Source organism: Shewanella sp. SP2S2-4, from assembly GCF_031932025.1.
Taxonomy (GTDB): Bacteria; Pseudomonadota; Gammaproteobacteria; order Enterobacterales; family Shewanellaceae; genus Shewanella; species Shewanella baltica.
In genome coordinates this window covers 67,659-88,573 of record NZ_JAUOER010000017.1, presented here as the reverse complement: position 1 = coordinate 88,573, position 20,915 = coordinate 67,659, and the positions used below count along the sequence as shown (strand labels likewise).

16 protein-coding genes and 8 tRNA genes are annotated in these 20,915 nt (G+C 46.6%); 6 read left to right on the top strand and 18 right to left on the bottom strand.

The genetic code is table 11. The features are described from left to right. Positions 1-34: 34 nt before the first annotated feature. The 10 genes from rsxD to Q4Q54_RS14390 all read right to left on the bottom strand — a co-directional run bounded on the left by rsxD (position 35) and on the right by Q4Q54_RS14390 (position 7,721). Positions 35-1,084 (bottom strand): electron transport complex subunit RsxD, encoded by a 1,050-nt coding sequence (gene rsxD, locus Q4Q54_RS14435; RefSeq protein WP_311891058.1) that lies wholly within the window; start codon positions 1,082-1,084, stop codon positions 35-37. A 26-nt stretch (positions 1,085-1,110) separates the two neighbouring features. Further along, complete coding sequence (gene rsxC, locus Q4Q54_RS14430; RefSeq protein ID WP_311988778.1) at positions 1,111-3,732, bottom strand: electron transport complex subunit RsxC; 2,622 nt, start codon at positions 3,730-3,732, stop codon at positions 1,111-1,113. After that, the gene (gene rsxB, locus Q4Q54_RS14425; protein WP_310803498.1) at positions 3,726-4,340 is read right to left on the bottom strand and encodes an electron transport complex subunit RsxB; all 615 of its coding nucleotides are present in this window, start codon (positions 4,338-4,340) and stop codon (positions 3,726-3,728) included. Before rsxB ends, rsxC begins: the two co-directional genes overlap by 7 nt. Position 4,341: 1 nt before the next feature. Further along, positions 4,342-4,920 (bottom strand): electron transport complex subunit RsxA, encoded by a 579-nt coding sequence (rsxA, locus tag Q4Q54_RS14420; RefSeq protein WP_006081543.1) that lies wholly within the window; start codon positions 4,918-4,920, stop codon positions 4,342-4,344. A 125-nt stretch (positions 4,921-5,045) separates the two neighbouring features. After that, on the bottom strand, positions 5,046-6,950 hold the full coding sequence (locus tag Q4Q54_RS14415) for a GGDEF domain-containing protein (protein WP_311988777.1): 1,905 nt from the start codon (positions 6,948-6,950) through the stop codon (positions 5,046-5,048). Positions 6,951-7,159: 209 nt separating this feature from the next. Further along, positions 7,160-7,235: transfer RNA gene (locus Q4Q54_RS14410), tRNA-Asn, on the bottom strand. Between the two features lie 49 nt (positions 7,236-7,284). Next, positions 7,285-7,360, bottom strand: a tRNA-Asn gene (locus tag Q4Q54_RS14405). A gap of 43 nt (positions 7,361-7,403) precedes the next feature. Further along, positions 7,404-7,479 (bottom strand) — tRNA-Asn (locus Q4Q54_RS14400). Between the two features lie 32 nt (positions 7,480-7,511). Next, positions 7,512-7,587 (bottom strand) — tRNA-Asn (locus Q4Q54_RS14395). Between the two features lie 58 nt (positions 7,588-7,645). Next, positions 7,646-7,721: transfer RNA gene (locus tag Q4Q54_RS14390), tRNA-Asn, on the bottom strand. Between the two features lie 1,484 nt (positions 7,722-9,205). Between Q4Q54_RS14390 and uvrB the strand changes: the two genes are divergently transcribed. Next, positions 9,206-11,212 carry an excinuclease ABC subunit UvrB gene (uvrB, locus tag Q4Q54_RS14385; protein ID WP_311988776.1) on the top strand — a complete coding sequence of 669 codons (2,007 nt, stop codon included), beginning with the start codon at positions 9,206-9,208 and terminating at the stop codon, positions 11,210-11,212. 77 nt (positions 11,213-11,289) lie between these two features. On the opposite strand, the gene rrtA is transcribed toward uvrB, so the two are convergent. After that, complete coding sequence (rrtA, locus tag Q4Q54_RS14380; protein WP_311899093.1) at positions 11,290-11,886, bottom strand: rhombosortase; 597 nt, start codon at positions 11,884-11,886, stop codon at positions 11,290-11,292. Continuing rightward, complete coding sequence (gene queC / locus Q4Q54_RS14375) at positions 11,883-12,605, bottom strand: 7-cyano-7-deazaguanine synthase QueC (RefSeq protein WP_311988775.1); 723 nt, start codon at positions 12,603-12,605, stop codon at positions 11,883-11,885. The genes rrtA and queC overlap by 4 nt, the downstream gene beginning before the upstream one ends. 171 nt (positions 12,606-12,776) lie before the next feature. On the opposite strand from queC, the gene queE reads away from it, so the two are divergent. Next, on the top strand, positions 12,777-13,445 hold the full coding sequence (queE, locus tag Q4Q54_RS14370) for a 7-carboxy-7-deazaguanine synthase QueE (protein ID WP_311988774.1): 669 nt from the start codon (positions 12,777-12,779) through the stop codon (positions 13,443-13,445). Between the two features lie 123 nt (positions 13,446-13,568). Here the strand turns inward: queE and Q4Q54_RS14365 are convergent, their stop codons facing one another. The 4 genes from Q4Q54_RS14365 to Q4Q54_RS14350 form a co-directional block, all read right to left on the bottom strand. Next, on the bottom strand, positions 13,569-14,714 hold the full coding sequence (locus Q4Q54_RS14365; RefSeq protein WP_311988773.1) for a PLP-dependent cysteine synthase family protein: 1,146 nt from the start codon (positions 14,712-14,714) through the stop codon (positions 13,569-13,571). 265 nt (positions 14,715-14,979) lie between these two features. Continuing rightward, positions 14,980-15,064 (bottom strand) — tRNA-Tyr (locus Q4Q54_RS14360). 84 nt (positions 15,065-15,148) lie between these two features. After that, a tRNA-Tyr gene (locus Q4Q54_RS14355) sits at positions 15,149-15,233 on the bottom strand. Between the two features lie 71 nt (positions 15,234-15,304). Beyond that, a tRNA-Tyr gene (locus tag Q4Q54_RS14350) sits at positions 15,305-15,389 on the bottom strand. Between the two features lie 125 nt (positions 15,390-15,514). Between Q4Q54_RS14350 and Q4Q54_RS14345 the strand changes: the two genes are divergently transcribed. The 3 genes from Q4Q54_RS14345 to Q4Q54_RS14335 all read left to right on the top strand — a co-directional run bounded on the left by Q4Q54_RS14345 (position 15,515) and on the right by Q4Q54_RS14335 (position 18,934). Next, on the top strand, positions 15,515-16,003 hold the full coding sequence (locus Q4Q54_RS14345; protein WP_106650426.1) for a VC2046/SO_2500 family protein: 489 nt from the start codon (positions 15,515-15,517) through the stop codon (positions 16,001-16,003). Between the two features lie 208 nt (positions 16,004-16,211). Further along, a complete protein-coding gene (locus tag Q4Q54_RS14340) occupies positions 16,212-16,499 on the top strand; it encodes a DUF406 family protein (RefSeq protein WP_006081553.1) in 288 nt (95 codons plus the stop codon). Positions 16,500-16,750: 251 nt separating this feature from the next. After that, positions 16,751-18,934, top strand: coding sequence for an EAL domain-containing protein (locus Q4Q54_RS14335; protein WP_311988772.1), 2,184 nt, complete (start codon positions 16,751-16,753; stop codon positions 18,932-18,934). An 18-nt stretch (positions 18,935-18,952) separates the two neighbouring features. Here the strand turns inward: Q4Q54_RS14335 and Q4Q54_RS14330 are convergent, their stop codons facing one another. Continuing rightward, positions 18,953-19,477: a YchJ family protein gene (locus Q4Q54_RS14330; protein ID WP_311988771.1), complete on the bottom strand. Its 525-nt coding sequence runs from the start codon at positions 19,475-19,477 to the stop codon at positions 18,953-18,955. Between the two features lie 96 nt (positions 19,478-19,573). Then, on the bottom strand, positions 19,574-20,149 hold the full coding sequence (locus Q4Q54_RS14325; protein ID WP_261271612.1) for a nuclear transport factor 2 family protein: 576 nt from the start codon (positions 20,147-20,149) through the stop codon (positions 19,574-19,576). A 118-nt stretch (positions 20,150-20,267) separates the two neighbouring features. Here Q4Q54_RS14325 and smrA point away from each other — a divergent pair, with 118 nt between their 5' ends. Next, positions 20,268-20,858, top strand: coding sequence for a DNA endonuclease SmrA (gene smrA, locus Q4Q54_RS14320; RefSeq protein ID WP_311988770.1), 591 nt, complete (start codon positions 20,268-20,270; stop codon positions 20,856-20,858). Positions 20,859-20,915: the final 57 nt, after the last annotated feature.

The window sequence follows — 20,915 nt, the reverse complement described above, 5'->3', positions numbered from 1 at the left end:
AGCCTGCAGAATGATGCTATCGCTTAGCATGACCTTAGTTCGTTGAATGGCCATAGGTGCGTGGACGCACGTAATAGTCAATAAAGGGCGCGCAGAGGTTAGCCAATAATACGGCAAAGGCGAAGGCGTCAGGGTAACCACCTTTCGTGCGGATGATATACACCAACACACCAATTAACGCGCCGAAGATAATGCGGCCACGGGGGCTGGTTGCGGCAGTAACGGGATCGGTGGCGATAAAAAACGCCGCTAACATGGTTGCGCCAGAAAACAAATGCAGCAACGGACTGGCTTGGTTATCGGGTGACAGTAAGAAACCAATACTCGATGCCACAAAGAGGCCTAATAACACGCCAGTGCTGATGTGCCAGCGAATAGCTTTAAGTTTAAGCAACACTAACCCGCCAGCAAGATAAGCCAAGTTGACCCAGAACCAACCTACGCCTGTGCTGCCATCAAAAATGGCTTTGGTGAGACTTTCTGTGGTGGTTAATCCCATGGATAAATCGGTTTTGAGGGTATCGAGTGGCGTTGCCATTGTCATGCCATCAATGCCTAAACGAAATTGCTCCATATTCACGTGCGCGCCAACATTAAAAATAAGTTGCAAGCTTTCAACAAGGCTGGGTGAATGCAGTGCAACTGTGCTCGGTGCTATCCAGGTGGTCATTTGCACAGGGAACGAGACTAACAGCAATACATATGCCGCCATTGCAGGGTTGAATAGGTTATGGCCTAAGCCGCCGTAGAGGTGCTTAACTATAACGATCGCAAAGGCGGTGCCCATGACGATCATCCACCAAGGGGCGAGGGGCGGAATGGCGACACCAATTAAGATGGCGGTGAGCATGGCGCTGTTATCGCTAAGGCTCGCTTTGATATTGCGATTGCGAAGTTTCATCACAGCGGCTTCGCAGCTTAAGGCTACGAGGATCGCCAGCAGGACTTGCACAAGTGTGCCCCAGCCAAAAAAGGCACATTGCACGACAAGGCCCGGCAGTAAACATAAAATCACCCTTTGCATGACCGTTGAGGTATGCAAGTTACGCGTTACATGGGGTGATGAGGCTATTTTAAACGCCATTGTGTTCCCTTTTAATCATTCTGTTCTTAATCATTAGTCACACTTGAGTCGCTCGAAGCGTTGGCTTCTTGGGCGAGTGCCGCTTTTTTGGCTTTTGCCTTGGCGATGGTCGCAGCAATCCGCGCTTTTTTCAGTTCATCACTGGATAACGGCGCCGTTTCAATGGGCTCTGCAGCAGATTCTACCGATGGCAAAACGGTTTCGGCTCCAGTTGTTGCAGCCTCAAGCGTTGCTGCTATCGAGGGCGATGCGACGTTAGCTTCAGTTTGGATCTCGTCAACGGACTCTATTTCAGACTCAGTTTTAGACTCCGCTGATGCAGCTGCTATTTTCTTAGCTTTAGCACGAGCAACAGCGGCGGCCACTTTGGCCTTTTTAATCGCTTCAGCGTCGTTAACGTCAGTAGTGGCTGTATCTGTATCATCATTCACATCTGCTTGAACGTTAGCTGTGGAATCAACTGCTGGAGTCGCGGTCTGGATTAAATCGCTCTCAGTATTTACCTCTGCTTGTTGGGCGGTTTTTTTCGCTTTAGCGCGAGCAACAGCGGCGGCCACTTTGGCCTTTTTAATCGCTTCAGCGTCATTAACGTCACTAACACTAACGTCATTAACGCTAACTTCAGTATTACTAACTTCAGTATCGCTAGCTGCGGCTTCTGCTTGCTGCGCCGCTTTTTTGGCCTTGGCACGAGCAACGGCTGCTGCTACTTTCGCCTTTTTATCATCGGCAGCGCTAAGCTCTGATGTGCTGTCAGCGGTTACAGTAGGCTCAAGCAGCGCGGTATCGGTTTGCTGAGCCGCTTTTTTGGCCTTGGCGCGCGCAATCGCCGCAGCGACTTTGTCTTTCTGGGATAAAGGCGCTTCCTGCGCTATCGCAACTGTTGCTGAGATGGAGTCGTTTGCATCAACATTCACCGCATTGTCTGTTTTAGCACTGTCAGTTTCAGCACCATTGGTGTCAGTGCCATCGGCATTTGCTTGCGCAGCTTTTTTCGCTTTAGCGCGGGCGATGGCCGCGGCAACTGCGGCCTTACCCTTAGGTATTTCCGTGGTGTCAGTTGTTGTGACGCTTGACTCTTCGGTAATTGATTCGCCAGTGACAGCTTGTGCAGCAGCTTTTTTCGCCGCGATACGCGCCATGGCTTCGGCGACGGCATTTTTATCTGTGCCAGTCATGCTGGCTTGTCGACGTTCAGACGCCTCTTTCGCCTTAGCTTCACGGGCCAGTTTTTCTTCTTCAAGACGCGCTAAGCGGGCATCGAAGCGCTGTTTGGCGCGCTCTGCTTGCTGCTTCTCATCGGCGGCTTGTTTGAGTGCTGATTTGGCAATGCGGTAATACTCTACTAATGGAATATCACTCGGGCAAACGTAACTACAACAACCGCATTCAATACAATCCTTTAGATTGTAACTGGCGGCTTTGTCATATTCTTCGGCCTTGGCATGCCAAAAGAGTTGTTGTGGCAACAAGAGTGCAGGGCAGGCTGTGGCGCATTCGCCGCAGCGGATACAGGCTTTTTCTTCGGGCGTGCTACCAATTTCTTGGCTGCTTGGCACCAGAATACAGTTGGTACCTTTTAAAATAGGCACTTGGATATTGGCTAACGCATGGCCCATCATAGGGCCGCCAATAATCACCTTTTGGTCATGCTCTGGCGTGAATTCAGTTGCGGCAAGTACGTGATCAACGGGCGTGCCTATCGGTAACCAGTAGTTCCCCGGTTTGCCGACATTTTTGCCTGTCACAGTCACAACGCGTTCAATCAGCGGCTTGCCTTGGGTGACGGCTTGATGAATTGCATAGGCAGTACCGACGTTATGTACCACGATACCGAGTTTGGCGGGAATGGCGCCCGAGGGCACTTCGCGGCCAGTAATGATTTGAATTAACTGCTTTTCACCGCCAGAAGGGTATTTGGTCGGGATAATCGTCACCCGAATGCTGCCCGCTGGGAGTCCGCATTGGCTGACAGCAGCTTGCATGGCTTTGGCCGCTTCAGGTTTATTGTCTTCAATGGCGATAACAATGCGTTTTGGCGTTAATAGCCGATGAATTATGCCAATACCCGCGAGGATATCTTGGCTATATTCGCGCATTAATCTGTCATCGGCGCTGATATAAGGTTCGCACTCGACGCCGTTGATGATGACTAAATCGATTTCACTGACCGGATTAAGCTTAATATGAGTCGGAAACGCTGCGCCGCCCATACCCGCAATACCGGCTGAGCGAACCTTATCAACGATTTGCTGATGGCTTAAGTCATCAAGTTGATTTTGTACCAACTCGCACCAGGTGTCTTTGCCATCGGCTGCGATAACGCAAGTGTTAACCGGCAATGCAGAGGCATGGTTGCTCGCCCTTGGTTCGATAGCAACAATAGTGCCCGATGTTGGCGCATGCACAGGTAAATGCCAAATCGAGGTACCTTGCGTTAGTGGCGTGCCTTTTAAGACGCTATCGCCAACCTTCACCGCAAGCGTACAGTTTTCACCGACTTGAGGCACGGGCACTAAGTACGTCGAGGCTAATGGCAGTTGGCCAATAGGCGTCGCGTTGGAGAGGAATTTGACTTCAGGAGGATGTATTCCACCGGGTGAGCGCCAAAGGGTTCCTTTATCTAATTGATCTAATAAAGTTAACACCGCTTTTCCTCTTCAGACTTTGTCTCTTGAATATTGGTTTCTTGAATACTGTTTTCTTGGACGAGCGTCACTGGGATAGCATTTAAGCGCCAGTTCCAATTTTTAAGATTTGGGGTGACTGGGATCATATCAATACAATCGACAGGACAAGGCTCAACGCAGAGATCGCAGCCCGTGCAATCGGTTGTAAGCACGGTATGCATGAGCTTTCCTGCACCGATAATCGCATCCACAGGGCAGGCTTGAATACATTTAGTGCAACCAATACATTCATCTTCGCGAATGTAGGCCACTTTTTTCACTTGAGATTGTGCTTCGGCATTCAGTGGCTCTGGCTCGACGCCCATTAGGGTCGCCAGCTTTTCCATGGTGGCAGTGCCGCCAGGGGGGCATTTATTGACTTTATCGCCATTGGCAATGGCTTCAGCATAGGGGCGACAACCTGGATAACCGCATTGACCGCATTGGGTTTGTGGCAGGATAGCTTCAAGCTCATCGACAATCGGATTGCCTTCGACCTTGAATTTAAGGGCGGCAAAACCGAGCAATACCCCAAAGACTAATGCCAATAGGGTCAACAATATGACTGCAATTAAAATTCCGGACATCTTACTTAACCAATCCTGTGAATCCCATAAAGGCGAGGGACATAAGACCTGCGGTGATCATCGCAATCGCGCCGCCTTTGAAAGGTAAGGGGACATCGGCGGCCGCTAAACGCTCGCGCATCGCCGAAAAGAGAATTAACACTAATGAGAAGCCTAACGCAGCACCAAAGCCATAGATAGCCGATTGGATAAAATCGTGCTTCTCATTCACGTTTAATAAGGCTACGCCCAATACCGCGCAGTTAGTCGTGATAAGCGGCAGGTAAATTCCTAAGGCACGGTGCAGAGCGGCACTGGTCTTTTGCACGACCATTTCAGTAAATTGCACCACAACGGCAATCACTAAAATAAAGCTCATGGTTCGCAGATAACTCAGGTCAAAGGGTAATAACAGATACTGGTTGACGAGATAACTGAGAATAGAGGCTAACGTCAGCACAAAAGTGGTCGCCATAGACATGCCAATAGCGGACTCCAATTTGCTGGAGACCCCCATAAAAGGGCACAGGCCTAAGAATTTCACTAAAACGAAATTGTTGACCAGCACTGTACTGATCAACAAGAGGAGATATTCAGTCATCCTAATACTTTTCTAAACGGATCTTGGCCGTATTATCGACTTTTCCGTATGCATAAACAACATATAGAATGCAGGGTTAACCATCTTTACTGTAAATTTTGGCGATGAATTAACCCGTTAAAGTATTAAATCTGATCTGTAATGGCCATGGCTTGGGGTTGTGCGATGTAATAGCCCTGCAATCCATCGACTAAGAGTTTTTCGAGGGTTAATTTTTCTTCTTGGCGTTCGACACTGGTTGCGATGACCCGAATGCCAATTCGTCTGGCGACATCCACCATCATACGCACAAAGAACTTATTATTGCTGTCTTCATCGATGTTAGACGTGTAGCTGCCATCGAGCTTAATGTAGTCGGGGCGCACTTCGCTGAAGAATTTGAAGGAGGTAAAGCTCATGCCAAAACGCTCAATCGACACCCGTGAGCCAGCACTGTGTACTTCGCGGACAAATTTATAACTCGCCCCTAAGTTAGACTGCATGCCGGACTCATTGATCTCAAATACTAAGCGCGATGCTATGTATTTTTGCTTACCTAATATGTCTTTTAGCCAAGCGACAAACATGTCTTGATGGGCTGAAAATGCGCTGATATTGATACCAAAGTTACCAGAAATAGTCGGGTTTTCCTTAAGCATTCTTAATGCACTGATCACGACCAGTTTATCTAATTCTGAGCTCATACCGTGACGTTCAGCCATAGCAATCACTGTGGTGGTAGGTAAGAACTTGCCTTCGCTATTGTAAAAGCGCGCCAACAACTCACGGTAAACTTCTACATCGGTACGACAAGGCTGAATAGGCTGTTGGTAGAATTTCAGTGCTTGGCGAGTCACTAAATCATGAATCGCCATCTTCCAACGATCGTCACCAAACTGTTCATCCCCATTGAGTTTTTCTTGGATATGATAGCTATTGGGGCCAAGGGTCTGAGCTATGCTGACCGCGGTATCGGCAATTGTCAGTAAATTTACCGCTTCGGTACCTTGGCGATAGGGGACTAAGCCTATATGGGCGACGGATTCTGCACTCGTCATCTGCTGATATTCATCGAGGTAAATTTTTAATTGGTCTAAAAATTTCGGTGCATCTTTTAGCATGACATCGGGAATAAACACCGCAAAATCGGCACTCGATACCCTAAAACATTCGGCATCTACGTATTTGCTACAAGCTTTGCGGATGCAATTGGCCACACTCGAAAGATAATCATCACCCGCGGAACGGCCTTGTTTTTGATTAATGAGGGTCAGCTCGGTCGCTTTAATCATCGCCATCAGCCCAAGTTGAGGGATATCGGGATGACTAATGGTTTCTAATTTTTGGGTAAACCGTTGGCGACTACCAAAGCCTGTGACGGCATCTTGATAGGCTGCTTTATGCAGTTTTTCATTTTCTTGATTGAGCTTATCGATTTGGGCTTTAAGTTGCAGGCGACATTCTTCGAGGGAGATACCAATAGGGGTGAGCTCGCCAGTCAGTTTCGAAGCTGCGACGGCAGAAAAGCCTAACTCTGGTATTTTTGAAATATAATCAGCAGCATAACGTACTGCAGCCCTGAGTTTCGACATTAATAGAATAAACACTAACAGCAAAATAAGGTAAGTCGCTAGCAACATGACACCGAGTTTTTCAGTGTTACTAATTGCAGTATTAATCGCTTGGTTTGCACTGAGCTTGACCTGTAAACGACCCGATGCCAATTTTTGTGTGTGGCTGAGTTCGATAGAAAATAAACTCGCTAAAGGATGGGAGTGTTGGCTGTCTAAGCTTCCTTCGGTATGGCTCAGTTGGCCGTCGGTATCATCAATATATTGGAAGAACTGGAATGAGTAGTTTTCAGAAAGTTTTTGGAAGAGTTCTACACCGTTACCTTGCCATTGTTGGTAGCGGCTTAAGCTAGATTTGAAACTATCGAGTTCTTGCTGCTGTTGGACTTGTAATTGGCTATTTTCGCTTTGATACACCCAAGCAAAGAGACCTAAGAAGATAAGCAGTAAAAAAACTGGATACGATTTTGACATGGCCATAAAAATCCGCTCTAGATTTTGCTGAGTTCAAACAGAGATAAGTTTAAGTCAAGAATACTTAAATACTGCTATCTGTGTGAAGATGCTCATAAATTTTTTTGATAAGCTGTTAACAGTGTAACTGCATTTGCTTAAAAACAAAACGGAAAATAATAGCTTAGCTAGAAGCGAGAAGAAGCAAAGAATTGAGATTAAAACGAAGAAGAAAATGGCTCCCCTGACTGGACTTGAACCAGTGACATACGGATTAACAGTCCGCCGTTCTACCGACTGAACTACAGGGGAATCGAGGTGCGATATTGCTATCGATTTTACTGAGATAACGCTTTTAAAGTGGCTCCCCTGACTGGACTTGAACCAGTGACATACGGATTAACAGTCCGCCGTTCTACCGACTGAACTACAGGGGAATCGGGTGCGATATGGCTATCGACTAAATTACTTGCTTTAAATTGGCTCCCCTGACTGGACTTGAACCAGTGACATACGGATTAACAGTCCGCCGTTCTACCGACTGAACTACAGGGGAATCGTTTTAAAACAGCAGTGCAATAATGTAATTGGCTCCCCTGACTGGACTTGAACCAGTGACATACGGATTAACAGTCCGCCGTTCTACCGACTGAACTACAGGGGAATCGTTTACAACTTATCTTTACTGCTTTGTCCTACGTGCCTTTACTCAGTGTTGAAATTGGCTCCCCTGACTGGACTTGAACCAGTGACATACGGATTAACAGTCCGCCGTTCTACCGACTGAACTACAGGGGAATCGTTTCGCACAGTCGTAGCGACTCGTTGAGAACGGAGCGCATAGTAAAACGCTCTGTGGGATGAGTCAACTCGAGTTACTAAAAAAAGTGTAATTATGCTGTTAAGTGCTCATCTAATGTGCATCGTGGTGCAGAATTCGACATTTTTAGTGAAAAACCACTTAACAATTCGCAATATAGCTTTGAACGACGCCATCGTTTGCGGGGTGAAATTTCTATGAAATTGAAATCACTCGCTAAAAAATAAGCACTTTTTAAAAATCAGCCGAGCTTAAGGCCAATGAATAGGCTTAAACAGCTTAAAGCTGAAGTGCCGCCATCTATCGCTTCGGGTTTATCTCATCCTTCTAGCAGATTGATAAGCATTGGGTAAGCAAGATGAGTCGAGATAGCGATGCGGCGTGAAGTTATTGGGCAGCATGAAAAGGGAATTGAATTAGCGGTAAATAACGATTGGGTTAAACCGTTAGACTTGTTGGCGTAAGGTAGACGATTAAGTAAAGCTTCTTTCTACGTGCTGGGTAAGTCACCATGATCGATGAACCATTGGCTATTAACTATCATCAACTATCATCAGCGAACAGTGAGTAAGTTAAGAGTTAAGCTGCCTTTCAGCTCTATCTTTCTGCCGCATATATGGAATACCTTTACAGTAAAAGTGAACTATTAATGGCGATGACGCGTATCTCAATGTCGATAAGTCGACTCATTAAAGATAAAGGTGATTTATATAGCATTGATCACTGAGTTTTATGCTGGTTTTAATGTTAGTGCAAACAAGCTAGTAAACGAGAAGTCCTAGCTGCTTGCTTATCTGTCAGAGTTAAAGTGTCCAGTTCAACACGCAATATGTGACTGATTTTAATTTAGCTTTTATCAAATTAGCCATAACTGTTACTAAAAGCGAGTGACGCGTTGCACAGTGAAAATCTGGGCCAATTGCAATTAGTGAAATCGATACAAGTAGCAACATTTATCAAATGTAATTAAATTACCAAATGTTGACTGGCTGTTATTCGGAGGCATGACAGCCTCCAATCCCGCGTGGTTTCTCGGTTATTTCGACTTATCAACAAAATCTGTGGATAACCCTGTGAGTTGTCCAAATAAATGGTCGTCAAAGCCTTGGCGTATGGGCGTCGGACTTAAAATGCACTATTTTGGATGGGAAAAATAAACTTCAATATTATCAATTGAGTATTAAAAGCAAGTGGTTTTTGTTGAGGGTGAAAACAAGGTTGCAATTTTGTAATCGAACGAAATTGATTTCTTGTGTATTAAATTGGCATTTTTGCTTAGTTTGCGGGTGTTTTGTGAGCAATAACCGTTGAAAATGGCTCAGTTTAAAAGTTTCATGTTTCTTCCACTAAATTGTCATCTGGCGGTGTTACTGCGTATTGAATTGACGACAGGAAGGATAACGGTGGAGCTTAGTCGGTGACTTGATTAGAATGGGGCGACTCATTAAAAGGATATGTGCGCGTGTCAGAATCTGTTTTTCAGCTTGAATCGCAATTCGCCCCCGCAGGCGACCAACCTACAGCGATAGCCAAATTAGTCGATGGACTCGAAGCGGGTTTAGCTTGCCAAACCTTACTCGGGGTGACCGGCTCAGGTAAAACCTTCACGATTGCCAATGTGATCCAAAAATTAGGTCGCCCCACGATTATCATGGCGCCCAATAAAACCTTGGCGGCGCAGCTTTATGGCGAGATGAAAGAGTTCTTTCCCCATAATGCGGTTGAGTATTTTGTCTCTTACTACGATTACTATCAGCCAGAAGCCTATGTGCCTGCATCGAATACCTTTATCGAGAAAGATGCGTCGGTTAATGCCCATATAGAGCAAATGCGCCTGTCGGCGACGAAGGCGCTACTAGAGCGTAAAGATGTGGTGCTCATCGCTTCTGTGTCGGCCATTTATGGTTTGGGCGATCCCGACTCCTATTTAAAAATGTTGCTGCACCTACGCCAAGGCGATGTGATGGGGCAGCGTGATATCTTAATTCGTCTCAGTGAATTGCAGTATAAACGCAATGATATCGAGCTACAGCGCGGCACCTATCGCGTGCGTGGTGAAGTGATTGATGTTTTCCCTGCCGATTCTGAGCGTAATGCTATTCGCGTTGAATTGTTCGACGATGAGATTGAGCGTTTAAGCGAGTTTGATCCGTTAACCGGCCATATCATTAAGCGCATCGCCCGTACAACGGTTTACCCTAAGACTCACTATGTGACGCCGCGGGAAAAAATCATTGCCGCCACTGAGTTCATTAAAGAAGAGCTGCGCGACCGTAAGCAATTTCTACTCGATAACAACAAGTTAATTGAAGCCCAGCGTATCCATGAGCGAGTGCAATACGATGTGGAAATGATGGTGGAGTTAGGTTACTGCTCTGGCATCGAAAACTACTCGCGCTATTTATCTGGTCGCGCACCGGGGGAAGGGCCGCCAACCTTACTCGACTATTTGCCCGCTGACGGTCTATTAATTATCGACGAATCCCATGTGACTGTGCCGCAAATCGGCGCCATGTACAAAGGTGATCGTTCCCGTAAAACCACACTGGTGGAATACGGTTTCCGCTTACCATCAGCCTTAGATAACCGACCGCTCAAGTTTGAAGAGTTTGAGCAATTGATGCCGCAAACCATTTATGTGTCGGCGACACCGAGTGTCTACGAGCTGGAAAAAAGCGAAGGTGAGATTGCCGAGCAGGTCGTACGGCCAACGGGTTTACTCGATCCTGAATTAGAAGTGCGTCCTGTCGGGACTCAAGTGGACGATTTATTGTCCGAGATCGCCAAGCGCGTCGCTGTTAACGAGCGGGTGTTAGTGACGACGCTGACCAAGCGTATGTCGGAGGATTTGACCGAATACCTCGACGAACATGGTGTAAAAGTGCGTTATTTGCACTCGGACATAGACACAGTCGAACGGGTGGAGATCATCCGCGATCTGCGTTTAGGCAAGTTTGATGTGTTGGTTGGGATCAACCTATTGCGTGAAGGCTTAGACATGCCAGAAGTGTCACTGGTGTGTATTTTAGATGCGGATAAAGAGGGCTTCCTGCGCTCAGAACGCTCGCTGATCCAAACCATTGGCCGCGCCGCGCGTAACGTTAATGGCAAAGTCATTCTCTATGCTGATCGCATTACCAATTCGATGGCGAAGGCCATTGGTGAAACTGACCGCCGTCGTGAACGCCAACGCGCGCACAACTTAAAGCACGGCATAACACCTAAGGGCGTGGTTAAACGGATCACCGATGTGATGGATGTGGATGATGGCCGCGACAGTAAAGCTGTGTATGGCAAAGTGGCTGAACCTAAGTCCCATTACCATAAGGCCAATGCGACTGAGTTGAGCCATCAAATCGATAAGCTTGAGAAGAAGATGCACGAACATGCGCGCAACTTAGAGTTTGAACAAGCGGCGGCGATGCGTGATGAAGTTAAACATCTGCGGGATCTGTTGATCAAGGCCTAGATTGACCTCGGCACTCAAGATCAAAAAAAGCCGTCCAGCAATTATGCTGTGACGGCTTTTTAATCTGTGCTGGTGAATTAAGCGGCGACTTTTACGGGGCGAAACTTCAACGTGATGAACACCACTAAAGCGCAAATCAGCCCACAGATTAAACCGACCAAATGCGCTTCGGTTGCCACGCGCGCACCTATCATGGCGGTGATATCATTGCTGGCGCCGTAAAGCTGCTCGTGGACGACCTTGATGAACACGCCAACGAGTAGCAGATAGCCCGAGCGCAGCTTGCGGACGATATCCTGCACCGCGCCGTAGGCGAATAAGCCATGCAACATACCGCTTAAGCCGACATAACCGAGTAATTGCGGATAGCCCAAATATAAACCTATACCTTCTAGTAGACATAACACAAGAAATAGCGCGCTTAAGCCTTTGAGATGGTAGTGGAAATGATGCAAAAACAGCACAACCCACAGACCTGCAAGGTTCATCAACAGGTGCCACTGATTGGTGTGTAATAAATTACCGCTGATTAAGCGCCACCATTCGCCATCAGCAATGGCACTGCGGCGATAGGCGAGCAGGTTGTCGACAGCGGGACTGGCTAAGCCTGCGACATACAAACCCGCACATATCAAACTCACTATAAGCGCAACCCAATAGGGACTGCGTGTCATGCCTTAGGCTCGTTAGCGTCGAGTGAAGCCATGACTGCGGTTTTATCCTGTAGATAATCGTCCAGACCCCGTTTACGAAGATGACAGGCAGGGCAATCGCCACAACCATCACCAATCACGCCGTTGTAGCAAGTGAGGGTATGGTGGCGAACCAGATCGAGTTGCTGGTATTTATCAGCCAGCGCCCAGGTTTGTGCCTTATTGAGCCACATCAAAGGCGTGATGATCTTCAGTTGTTTATCCATGCCTTGAACTAAGGCTGATTCCATCGCTTTAACAAAATCGTTGCGGCAATCTGGGTAACCAGAAAAATCGGTTTCACATACGCCGGTGATAATCGCCTCCGCGCCTAATTGATAGGCATAAATCCCCGCAAGCGTTAAAAACAGAATATTACGCCCTGGGACAAAAGTATTCGGCAGGCCATTTTCCATTAACTCGTGTGAAACGGGAATCGCATCACGGGTAAGCGCCGATATCGCTAACTCATTGAGTAAGGTGACATCCATGACTTTATGGCTAGTGATCTTCAAGCGTTTTGCTAAGGATTTGGCGACTTCAATTTCTTCGCGGTGACGTTGACCATAGTCAAAGGTGATCCCGTGTACTTCATCGTACTGGGTTAGGGCTTGGATAAGACAGGTTGTCGAATCTTGTCCGCCACTGAATACTACCACTGCTTTGGACGCTAAGGGTTTTGACACTAAGCTCGTTGACATAAAAGATTTCACTTAACCGTAGAACACGCATAAATAGGCCGTTAGTGTAACTCAGGCCATAGGCGTTGCAAACTCTGGCGATCTAGATCAAATAGGCTTTCTCGGCGCAAAAACTTGCAGCTCAAGCTAAAATCCACTATAAATGCCGCCCCAGAAAAGTGGAACGCCAGCATGAACTACCCAGTCAACGAAGTATTTGAAACCATTCAAGGTGAAGGTGTCTTTACCGGAGTGCCCGCCATATTTGTCCGCCTGCAAGGTTGTCCCGTGGGATGTGCTTGGTGCGATACGAAACAGACATGGGATGTGCTTGAAGCCAATAAGGTCTCGCCAGAGCAAGTGATTAGCGTGGATGGCACCATTGGTCGCTGGGCAAACCATAGCGCGCAAAGTCTTATTGCTGCTTTTGATGCTAAAGGTTTTACTGCGCGCCATATAGTTATCACTGGCGGCGAGCCTTGTATGTACGATTTACGCGAATTAACTGAAACCTTGCACAGCCAAGGCTTTGCGACCCAAATCGAAACCAGCGGCACCTTCGACATCAATTGTGCCGATGACACTTGGGTGACGGTATCGCCCAAGGTGAACATGAAAGGGGGCTATAAGGTATTAGCGCAGGCGCTGAACCGTGCCAATGAGATCAAGCATCCTATCGCCACTGAAAATCACATTGCTGAATTGGATGAATTGCTACAAGACATCGATATTTCAGCGAAAACGATTTGCCTGCAGCCGATTAGCCAAAAGCCCAGAGCGACTGAACTGGCGATGAAGGTGTGTATTGCCCGTAATTGGCGTCTTTCGATCCAAACCCATAAGTATTTGAATATTGATTAATGCCCTTCAGTTAATCTATAAACGATAAAAAACGCCTCACAATTGTGGGGCGTTTTTTATGGCTGACGTTTAGCTGTGGACTTTAAAGCCATCGACTGAAGGTAAGTGATTCAATTTAGTCGGTTAATCAAGCTCACTTAACTGGCCGAAATGATTAAATGCTGCAAGTTGACGCTGATAGGGCGCAATATCGCCAATATTCGCCGCAATCCAATCAGCATCGTAATAGGTATCGAGGTAACGCTCACCCGAATCGCAAATTAAGGTGACGATTGAGCCTTGTTCTCCACGCGCTTGCATTTGTACGGCAAGTTGTAATGCGCCGTACAGATTGGTACCCGTCGATGCGCCGGTTTTACGGCCAATCAATTGTTCTAACCAATGAATCGTCGCAACCGATGCGGCGTCGGGGATTTGCAGCATAGTATCGACAACGCCAGGAATAAACGATGGCTCGACTCTTGGTCGACCTATGCCTTCAATCTTACTGCCATTGCAACAGGTTAAACTGGCATCGCCGCTCTGATAAAAATCAAAAAACACCGAGTTTTGCGGATCGACCACGCAAAGCTGGGTCGCCAACCTTTGATAGCGAATGTAACGGCCTATGGTCGCCGATGTGCCGCCTGTGCCCGGACTCATCACTATCCAACGCGGGATAGTATGTGGCTCGCGCTCCATCTGATTGAAAATCGAATTGGCAATATTGTTATTACCGCGCCAGTCGGTCGCGCGCTCGGCGTAGGTGAATTGATCCATATAATGGCCGCCAAGCTCTGCGGCGAGGCGTGCCGATTCGGCGTAAATCTTACTGGAATGATCGACAAAATGACATTGGCCGCCATAGAAAGTGATCTGTTCAATCTTCTTTTTAGCCGTACTTTTAGGCATCACGGCAATAAAAGGTAAACCGAGTAAGCGGGCAAAATAGGCTTCAGAAATCGCCGTGCTGCCCGATGAGGATTCGATAATCGGCGTGCCTTGTTTAATCCAGCCGTTACACAGGGCATAGAGGAAGAGTGAGCGGGCGAGGCGATGCTTTAAGCTGCCTGTCGGGTGGGTACTTTCATCTTTAAGATAAATATCTATGCCATCGAGCATAGGTAATTCAAGCTTAATCAAATGGGTATCGGCGCTGCGCTGAAAATCCGCTTCAATCTTGCCTATCGCATGGGCTTCCCACGTTGGGCAGAGTCTGTGAGCGCTGTGTGAGTCAACTGGCGGTTGAATTGTGTTAGATATCATCATAGTCACTTCGAAAGGGATCATTTTTAGAGCATATCACAGGGACGGGTAAAGCGGTTTTATTGGATCTGCTTGGCGTTACTCGTTTGGGATCATTAGCTTGAAGTAGAGCTAGGCGTGATTGATGTTAAAGACAAATATCGCGAACTAAAAAGATGACTTCAAACAGAAGTGCAGTTAAATACAAGGAATGTAATCAGAACAAAAATGAATAGACGAAGCTAATGAAGTTAAAACTGGAATAGAAAAAACGGAAGTTGAACAAGAGGGATATAGATAATGAAAGAAATGGTGGAGGGAGAAGGATTCGAACCTTCGAAGGCTGAGCCGTCAGATTTACAGTCTGATCCCTTTGGCCACTCGGGAACCCCTCCACAAACTTTCTTTACTTTTAAAACTGAACCAAACATTGGCCATGTTTGGTATTTGAAAATGATTATCTGCGTTAGAGATAAAGATGGTGGAGGGAGAAGGATTCGAACCTTCGAAGGCTGAGCCGTCAGATTTACAGTCTGATCCCTTTGGCCACTCGGGAACCCCTCCACGAATACCTTTAACGCTTTTGTAAAACTCTACATCATTTTCGAACAACACTCATAAACTTACAGTGCAAATGGTGGAGGGAGAAGGATTCGAACCTTCGAAGGCTGAGCCGTCAGATTTACAGTCTGATCCCTTTGGCCACTCGGGAACCCCTCCTCAATTGCGGCCGCCATAGTAGTCAGAAACCTTTTGCATGTAAATACCCAATTTAAAAATTTTCCTAAAGTTATGCATCAAATGGTCGATTAACTAACAACGAATTGTTTTGACGATGTTTTTTTATGCAAATTGATGTTCCTTTAGTCAACGAAGCCCAAATTGGCACCCGCTTAAATGCGGCGATAGAAAACGACAGACGGGGCGAATTCGCCCTGTTGCTGTCGTTACTGTCGGTTGACGCACGGGACATGGCGCAATTTCAATGGCAAAAAGATCTCGATATGGCGCAAAAATTACAGCGTCAGTTCGAATTACCACCACAGCAAAGCTTAATGGCGGATTTATCCTCAGCCGAACCTGTAGTCGATAACAGCAGTATTTTTATGGCGCAAGGTCCGCGGGCATTTCAATTACAGCAGGCACTACGACCGGAAGCCTTAGTGATCCGAGGCGGTGAGAGCGTTGCAATGGCCGAGGCCCTGAGTAACTGTGATCATGTCACCCAGCTCAGGCAGCGGGGCCAACTCAGCGCGCCTAAGGTTGAAATCATGCATTTTGCCGATCAATTGGCAATCCAACGTAATCTCGTGCCTCTGCTCGCTTCCGCCTAGTTACCCATTTCCAGCAAGTCCTCTACAATACCAATAGCGTCAATCTGCGCCATTTCAGTAAATAAGCGTGAGCTAAAGCCAGTTATCTTGAGGCTTAATTACCTATAATTCTGATTAACCTATCGAGTTACCCACTTACCGCGCAAATAAATTAGCGGCATAGTTTAGTGATGCCGTTAATCAGTCGCTTTATAAATAAGGAATACAGATGAAAGGCATAATAGAAGCACAGAATCCGGCAGTGAATGATACTTGCACCGATTGTGGCAGTTTTGTCGATATCGGCGCCGTCATTGATGAACACGATACCTTATTGACGTTAAATTTTGTTGGCGATAGCGCGCAAACAGATGCCGAAAGTATGGCGAGCCGCGCCCAAGCTCGATTTGCTGAAGTACAAACTGAGTTTGTGACCACGGCGGCGGGTATCGATTTACTGCTGACCTTTGGTGTGAGCGCCGAGAAAATGATTTTCCAATTGGAAAACGGTTTATAAGTTTTTGTGCAGCACTTTTAGTGGATAGATTTTAGCGGATAGAATTCGAGCTTAATCGTTTTAACTGTCTAAAAATGCTGCAGTTGTTAACTGAATTGTAATAAATTGTGCCACATGTTGCTGCACTTACAATAGATAGTGTAATCTGCCTCCAAATAAGAATAATTCAATCAGCTTAATTGCACATTTCAAGGTACTTTTGCGCGTAGCAAAGACCTTTAGCCCAACACGAAGTTTTGTAGGGAATCAGCGTGAAACGACGTCAGCATCAGCATTTATTGGAGTCTTTGGTTCAGTCAACTGCAAAACAGCAGGGCGATTTCACCAAGACAGCAGAGTTAGCCACAGAGTTGTTGTGCCAGAATTTAGCGGTTTCTTTGGTGTCAGTGTGGACGTTTTCAGCTGATCAACAAACCCAAACACTCGTTGCACAATTTGGTTCTATGATGTTGCAAGACATTCATAGGCCTAAACTATTACAAGCTTGTCCCCGTTATGTGCACGAGCTTAAAACCCTGCGCCATATCGATGCCGGCAATGCCCTGACCGATCCCCGTTTAAGTGAATTGGCAGAGTGCTACTTTATCCCGCGGCACATCAATTCAACTCTCGACATCGCCATTCGCATTAATGGTCGTCTCGAAGGTGTGCTCTGCATCGAGCGGGCGCAATTCACTCCCCATTGGCACGACAGCGAAATCCACCTGTCGTGCCAGATGGCCGATCAATTAGCCCTGACCTTAGCGACAAAACACAGCTACGACAAAGAAGAAAGTTTGAGCCTATTTCGCTGCGCGACGGAGCAATCACGGCAGATCAGTATGCTCATTAATTTGCATACTGAAAAAGTCGAGTATGTGAATCAGGCACACAGTAAAATCACTGGCATGCCCCGTGAGCAGATAATCGGCGCAAATATCCGTGAATTGGCTTTTTTTAAGCAGCATGCCCAATTAGCCGAGCAAACCCTAGCGCAGATATTTAGGGGCGAGATTGCCAAAGGCGAAGTGCAGTTTAGTCGTGCCGATGGCAGCCGCTATTGGCTGACATACGTCTTGAGTCAATTCGTTACTGATCGCGGCAATCATTATGCCTTGGTCTCGTGTGAAGAAAATACCGATGAGCACAACTACAAGTCAGAGCTTGAACGCCTCGCATGGCGCTGTGGATTAACGGGGCTACATAACCGCACCCACTTTAATCGAGTGCTTGAACGTACCAATAAAGGTTTGTTGTTATTAGTTGATTTAGTAGGATTTAAGCGGTTTAACGATACCTATGGTCATGAGAATGGCGATAGCTTGTTGATAGAAATTGCCCGCCGTTTGAAACATTTCTCCGAAATCAATAAAGCCACCGAAATTGCCCGCGTCGGCAGCGATGAATTTGCCGTATTGTTGACCGATGATAACGCGGTATACGATCTCGACTATTTCAGTACGCGCCTGTATCAGCATCTGGCTATGCCTATCTTAATCGGTCGCGAGCAAGTGGAGCCTAAGCCTGCCTTAGCTGTGGTTGATATCGCCTCGGTGGCGAGTTTGTTTGCACCGTTAACCTGTGCCGATATTGCTGTTCAGTATGCTAAAAAGAAAAAAGGCACTGCAATCCAAGTGTTTAACAGTACTTTGTTGAGCGCATTTAAAGAAGATGCACAGATAGAGCGCGATTTACACAGTGCCATTCGTGGCCGTCAGTTTGAGCTTTATTATCAGCCACTGAGGGATTTAGAGCAGAATACCTATATTGGTGCTGAAGCTTTAATCCGTTGGCATCATCCTAAAAGAGGTGTGTTATTTCCCGCATCTTTTATCGACATTGCCGAGCAGTCGGGGATGATTAATTCCATTGGTAGCTGGGTGTTAGAGGCTGCATGTCGCCAGTTGAACCTATGGCAACACCATAACGTGGACATGACAATGCACGTGAATGTGTCGGCCCGTCAGTTTTTCAGTGGCAATTTATTCGAGCAGGTCTGGCAGCTATTAACTCGCTATCGATTGAAACCTAAGACGTTAATTTTAGAGATCACTGAGACTGAGTTGATGGGCGACATTCGCCATGCGACCTTATTATGCCAAGAATTGGCTGAATTAGGCGTAGGACTTGCGATTGACGATTTTGGCACGGGTTATAGCTCAATGCGTTATTTGAAGCAGTTCCCGATCAGTAAACTTAAGATTGATCGGTCGTTTATTTCAGATCTGACTGTGAGCCGCGAAAGCCGCGAAATTGTCTCAGCCATTATCGCCATGGCGAGTGCCTTGAATATCTCTTTGACGGCAGAAGGGGTTGAAACCCTTGAACAAGAAGCCTTTTTAGCGAAGAGTTTTTGCCATCAGGCGCAGGGCTATCTCTATAGCCCCGCATTGCGGGAGCCTGAGTTTGCACAATTTATTTTGTCGGCCAAAAGCCCTTCGGTCTTGACCCACTAGACTGGTGTACTTGTTAAATCAGAGGGATTTTAAGCAGCATTGTTTGAATTTTTTACCGCTATGGCAAACGCAAGCATCATTTCTGCCGGGTAACTTCGCCGTCATTTGCTGGCCTTGGCTGTAATACCAGCGACCCGTTTGATAGATGAATTCCGAACGTTCATAGATTGCATCTAGTTCACCTTCGAGTGTGTACCAAGCCTTAAATGTCACTGTGCCATGTCTTGGTTCATCTTCGGCTTGACTCGCTTGAGTGCTGTGGGAGGGTGTTTCACTGCTGCTGAGTACTTCTAGTCCTAACCAGTGTGGGTGAGGGCCAGTATTAAGACTCGCTAGGGTGAGACCGTTTAGATACTCGGGGTGATGTGTCTTTAATATATAATCAAAATTTTTCAACACAAATGCGCAGTAGCGTGAGCGCATGAGTTGCTCGGGCGTGCGCGCAACGACTTGCCCACAATCCAGATGAATATGCAGTGGAGAGCAGCAATCTTGATAGCGTTTGCCACTGCCACAGGGGCAGTGTTGTTCAGTTGTCGTCATGTATTCTTTGCGATATCGATTTATTTAATAAATTAGGCTTTTATTCTAACGCATTAGGCTGGAATCTGAATGCGCCAATTAGCGTCAGTACAAAACTTAGGGTAATTTTTTACCGACAGGCAAAGGCGGGAACTGGCGGCCATAATACAAGTTAGGCACAGGTTTCGCATTCAGATAATAGCTAGGTTCTGCACGATTATTGGTGTCTAAACTTACTTTCCACTGAGTCGCTGAGACTTTTTCTGTACCAATGGCAAATTTGCCTGCAAATTCACTCACAGGTTCGCCCGTTTCTTGTGCGGGATAAAATCGAACTAAATAATAGCCAGTATCTATGGCACCATTGCCGATAATTTTACGTTTAGTAATGCGGAAATCCACGTCGATATTGGCTTTCTTAGCGCGGATTTTATCGAAAAATTTCTTGTAAATCGCAACGATATTATCTCGTCCATAGTAAATCTCTTTACTTTGACTCTCAGATAAGTAGCTAGCGTCATCGGCATAAATTTCACGGGTCACTTCAGGGGATAATTGATTAAAAGCGCTAATAAATAAAGGATAATTAGCATTGATCAATTGATCATCTGTGGATTTTGTATGCGTTTTAGCTGGATTGGCTAAGCTTGGCAGCGACAATAGGCATATCAGGACTAGCGGCAAAAATTTCATTACTTTATTCTAATCTGGCAATCATGGCGTCACTATAATGGAGCCGCCCGCTGAACTAAAGCCTTGAATGTTTACAAAGTGTGTTTCTGTACAAGAGTGTGAAGTAAAGGAGCTTGCCATGCTGGATGATGAATCAGCACTGTTTTTTGAGGAAATGGCCGGAGTTGTACCACTAAAAGGCGAGATGCCTGCGGTGAGTTTCGCGCCCAAAGCGTTAACGGCGGAACAAATCCACAGACGTGATGCCTTACAAAGGGAAGCTTATTTAGCGTGTATGCCGCTGGATTTAAAAGCGTTTCCACAGCAAGCGCCAGATGACATTGTCAGCTTTAAACGTGAAGGGGTACAAGGCGGCGTTTTCAAGCGGTTACGCATGGGGCAATACAGTATCAAGATGGAGCTTGATGTGCATGCCTATCGACTTAATCAAGCTCGCGAGGCTGTACTCAACTATCTACTGGCAGCGCAGGCGCACGGTGAGCGGTGTGTGATGTTGATCCACGGTAAAGGTTATCAGAGTCAACCCTTTGCGGGATTACTCAAATCCGCTGTGTGTTGTTGGTTATCACAACTGGATATGGTGCTGGCCTATCATTCGGCGAAAACTGAGCAGGGCGGCACTGGGGCGCTGTATGTGATGTTAACTAAGTCTGAACAGCTCAAGCTTGAAAACCGTGAAGCCAATCGTAAAGGCATGGGCTGGCGTTAGACCAAAACAGGCCCAGTATTTGATAAAAAGTATTGAATAACAAGCAGGAATAAAAAT